Genomic DNA, 3,838 nt, shown 5'->3' on the forward strand with positions numbered 1-3,838 from the left:
AATCGGAGCCTTGGTATCCGGGTCCAGCTTCTGCTCCTCGATTTTCTTCTTATACGGTGTCGGGGCAATGATGGTAATGCCATGCTCGCCCTTTTTTACATGACGCTCAAACTGGTCTTTCCACTTATTGTATCCGGCTACCAATGTGGCGTCCGGCTTCTGCATATAGATGAGCATGGTGTTGTTTACCGAATAGCGGTGGAAGCGGGACATGACGGACAGATAGCGCATATACTTTTCACTCTCAAACAGTTCTTTGATGCCCTGCTCGATGCCATCTGTGATTTCCCTTAGCCGTTCTCGGTTGGTGGGTTTGTTCTCAGCCATGATTTTCAATCTCCTTTCCAAGTGTGTGATTTCTGCTGTGTGTTCTGCAATCCATGCCTTTTGTTCTTCTTCACTTTCATAAAGGAAAAGGTCCAGCAGGTATTCTACATAGGCTTTCTTCTGGATTGCTTCCACAAAACGGGGGTGCGGTTCTTCCTCCGGTGTCCTGGGAGAACGGTCGGCTTCCCATTTTTTCAACAGATAGTAGTAATCGGACAGTACACGGTAACAGCGCTGTCGATCCTCCCGAAACTTCTGTACCTCGGTTTTTTGCCGGACATATCTCCTGCGGGGCGGGGCCTGACTGTCATAGATCAGGCCAAAGTCCTGTGCCAGTTTCTCCGCCGCTTCTTTTGGGGAGAGGTTAAAGAGCTTTGCGGTAAAGTCGATTACATCCCCATCTTCACCGCAGCCAAAGCAGTGGAACCGCTGGTCTACCTTCATGCTGGGGTTCTTATCATCGTGAAAAGGACAGCAGGCCATACCATTTCGTTTGACCTCGATCCCATAAAACGCTGCCGCTTCTCTGGTGCTGACCGACTGCTTGACCGCTTCAAATACATTCTCTGCCATGTGTCTTTAACTGCCGGACTTTCTCACAGGGGGCTGGTATCCGGCAGCTTTCGCACGCTCACTGGCAGCTTTGCGGCGTTCTGCGCTGTATGGCTCCCTGACTGATACACACCGCTTGGGGACGGTAAAGTTATGGGCGTCCTTTCGGGTGATCTGGTCAGGGTGCTTTTTTGCCAGCAGTTCCAGCTTCTCCATCAGATGGGGATCGTGGGTGTAGACCTCAGCCATTGGTTCTGCCTGGTTATAGAGGAGAATGGTTTCCCGTTCCACTAAAGAGAGCTTCATCGGCTGCCTCCTTTCCGCTGGTCAAATTCCAGCTTGAAATTGGCATACTGTCCATCGTCCTCCAAAACCACAGTGGCATCGTAGGTCTTGCCGGTTTTCTCCGAATATAGCCCCGTTACACGGACACAGCCATCGTTCAGCAGCGCAGACACCACAGCCTTGGTCGGCTGTTTTTTCTTGGCAGCCCACCATTTGTTGTTTTTCCAGATTGCAAATTTGCAAGAATCATTCTGACAAAAGAAGCCTTTTTGCAGTTCTGCAACTTCACCGCCGCAGCGAGGGCATTTGCCCACCACCTCACGGGGTGGAGTGAACAGATACTCAGTTCCCTTGATGATCTGATAAGTCCCCACCAGATCTTTCAGCATGGTGCTGATCCCGGCCAGAAATTCCTCCGGGGCAAGCTGCCCGCGCTCGATCTCTCCCAGGCGGTACTCCCACTCGGCAGTCAGAAGCGGCGATTGCAGTTGTTCCGGCAGCACTGTGATAAGGGAAACTGCATCGTGGGAAGGGAGAAGCTGCACCGTTTTCCTGCTCTTTTTTCGTTCCAGAAAACCGGCAGATACCAGCTTTTCCAAAATACCGGCACGGGTGGCCGGTGTCCCCAGACCTTTTCGCTCGGCATCCTCCGGCATATCCTCTTTTCCGGCAGTCTCCATCGCGGACAATAGGGTGTCCTCCGTAAAGTGCTGGGGCGGACTGCTTTTGCCTTCTTTGACGATTGCAGTAGCAACCGAAAGGGTCTGTCCTTCGGTCAGCTCCGGCAGGGCTTTCTCTGCGCCCTCTTTTTTCGGCTCTGCATCCTTCATTTTGGCACGGTAGGCGTCCTCCAGTGCTTTCCATCCGGGGTGCTTCACCGTTTTTCCTTTGGCAGTAAACTCCCTACCGGCACACGCTGCAATCACAACGGTTTCCGAATAGATATGGGGCTGGGCCACGGCACACAGCAGACGCAGAGCCACCAGATCCAGCACTGCTTTTTCTCCCGCAGGAAGGGCAGAAAGGTCTGCATCCTTGAGATTTCTGGTAGGGATTACTGCGTGGTGGTCGGTTACTTTCTTGTCGTTGATGACCGTCTGCGGATCACAGGTAATGGCGATCCCTTTGCGAAATGGCATAGCATTGGCAACCAGATTCACCAGCACCGGCAGGCTGTCTGCCATATCACCAGTCAGATAGCGGCTGTCAGTACGGGGATAGGTGCAGAGCTTCTTTTCATACAGGCTTTGTAGATAGTCCAGGGTCTGCTGGGCTGTAAATCCAAGCAGGCGGTTGGCATCTCTTTGCAGGGTAGTCAGGTCATAGAGGGCAGGCGGCTTTTCGGACTTTTCCTTGCACTCCACCTTTTTGATTGTGACATTTGCACCCTGACAGGCTTCTTTCAGCTGCTCGGCAGCGGCCTTATTCGCCATGCGCTCCCCGGATACGGTAAGACCGGGCAGCTCCAGCGCCACGGTATAAAAGGGAACCGGCTGAAAGGTGTCGATCTCAGCTTCTCGCTGGACAATGAGCGCCAGTGTTGGGGACATCACGCGCCCGATGTTGAGGGTACGGTGATACAGCACGGAAAAAAGCCTTGTTGCATTGATCCCCACCAGCCAGTCGGCCTTGGCACGGCAGAGGGCAGCATCTCGAAGTCCGTCATAGTCCGCACCGGGGCGCAGGTTTGCAAAGCCTTCCCTTATGGCGGAGTCTTCCATCGAAGAAATCCAGAGCCTTTTCATCGGCTTCTTGCAACCTGCCAGCTCATAGACGCTACGGAAGATCATCTCGCCCTCGCGTCCGGCATCACAGGCATTTACCACTTCCGTCACATCCGGGGCATTCATCAGCTTTTTGAGAATATCAAACTGCTTTTTCTTATCTTTTCCTACCACCATCTGCCAATGTTCCGGCAGGATAGGCAGATCATCATATCGCCACTTGGCATACTTTGGGTCATAGCTGTCTGCATCCGCAAGACCGGCCAGGTGGCCCACGCACCAGCTGACACGCCAGCCGTCGCCCTCCAGATACCCGTCCTTACGGACGGTTGCGCCGATCACCGCCGCCAAACTCTGGGCAACTGATGGTTTTTCGGCAATTACCAATTTATGTTGAGCCATGATGGTTCCTCCTCTCTTTGAGCCATCGGGACATTTCCCGGTGACAGATACCTACGCAGGGTCTTCCATAATTCCCGCAACCATAGCAGGGGTGGCTGTGGGGTAAAGAAGGAGGACGGGAAGTTTCCTTCCCGCCCTCCGGCCTGCGTGTCATCATGCGTTCATAGGGACTGTCTGTGAAACGGGTCATTTCACACTGTCCTCATCATCTTCTTCTGTGCTGCCCCCGTCAGCATCCGGTTCTTCCGACTCCTCATCCTCGGTTTCCCATTCCTCGGAATCTTCCTCTCCATAATCATAATCGTCCAGACTGTCATTGCCCTTGGTCTTAGGCTTATTCTTAACGAGCTTCAAGTAGGCAAATACGCCACCGCCTCCCAGCAGAGCCAGCAAAAGGACTATCGCAGCCGGGTTCAATCCGGCAGGCTTCTCTTTTTCCGGCTCCGATGTTTCTGCCGGAGGTTCTGGTGCTTTGCCCGTACATTTACTCTTATCAGTTGCGCAGACCGGGCAGGCCGTATTGACTGCCCCTGCTTCACATTTTGTTG

Annotated in this window: 5 protein-coding genes; all 5 read right to left on the reverse strand. The window is 53.3% G+C overall.

Annotated elements, in window-relative coordinates:
• A partial coding sequence (locus tag OCV63_RS15530; protein ID WP_262670916.1) for a CHC2 zinc finger domain-containing protein occupies nt 1-900 on the reverse strand: 900 nt, incomplete at its 3' end.
• 6 nt (nt 901-906) lie between these two features.
• Nucleotides 907-1,185: a hypothetical protein gene (locus tag OCV63_RS15535; protein ID WP_055200190.1), complete on the reverse strand. Its 279-nt coding sequence runs from the start codon at nt 1,183-1,185 to the stop codon at nt 907-909.
• Entirely contained in the window at nt 1,182-3,290 is a 2,109-nt protein-coding gene (locus OCV63_RS15540) for a type IA DNA topoisomerase (RefSeq protein WP_158365193.1), read from the reverse strand. The genes OCV63_RS15535 and OCV63_RS15540 overlap by 4 nt, the downstream gene beginning before the upstream one ends.
• The gene (locus OCV63_RS15545; protein ID WP_009003368.1) at nt 3,277-3,480 is read right to left on the reverse strand and encodes a hypothetical protein; all 204 of its coding nucleotides are present in this window, start codon (nt 3,478-3,480) and stop codon (nt 3,277-3,279) included. Before OCV63_RS15545 ends, OCV63_RS15540 begins: the two co-directional genes overlap by 14 nt.
• A partial coding sequence (locus tag OCV63_RS15550; RefSeq protein WP_158365194.1) for a CD1107 family mobile element protein occupies nt 3,477-3,838 on the reverse strand: 362 nt, incomplete at its 5' end. The genes OCV63_RS15545 and OCV63_RS15550, both read right to left, overlap by 4 nt.

The sequence above is a fragment of the Laedolimicola ammoniilytica genome (assembly GCF_025567165.1).
GTDB classification, from domain to species: domain Bacteria; phylum Bacillota; class Clostridia; order Lachnospirales; family Lachnospiraceae; genus Laedolimicola; species Laedolimicola ammoniilytica.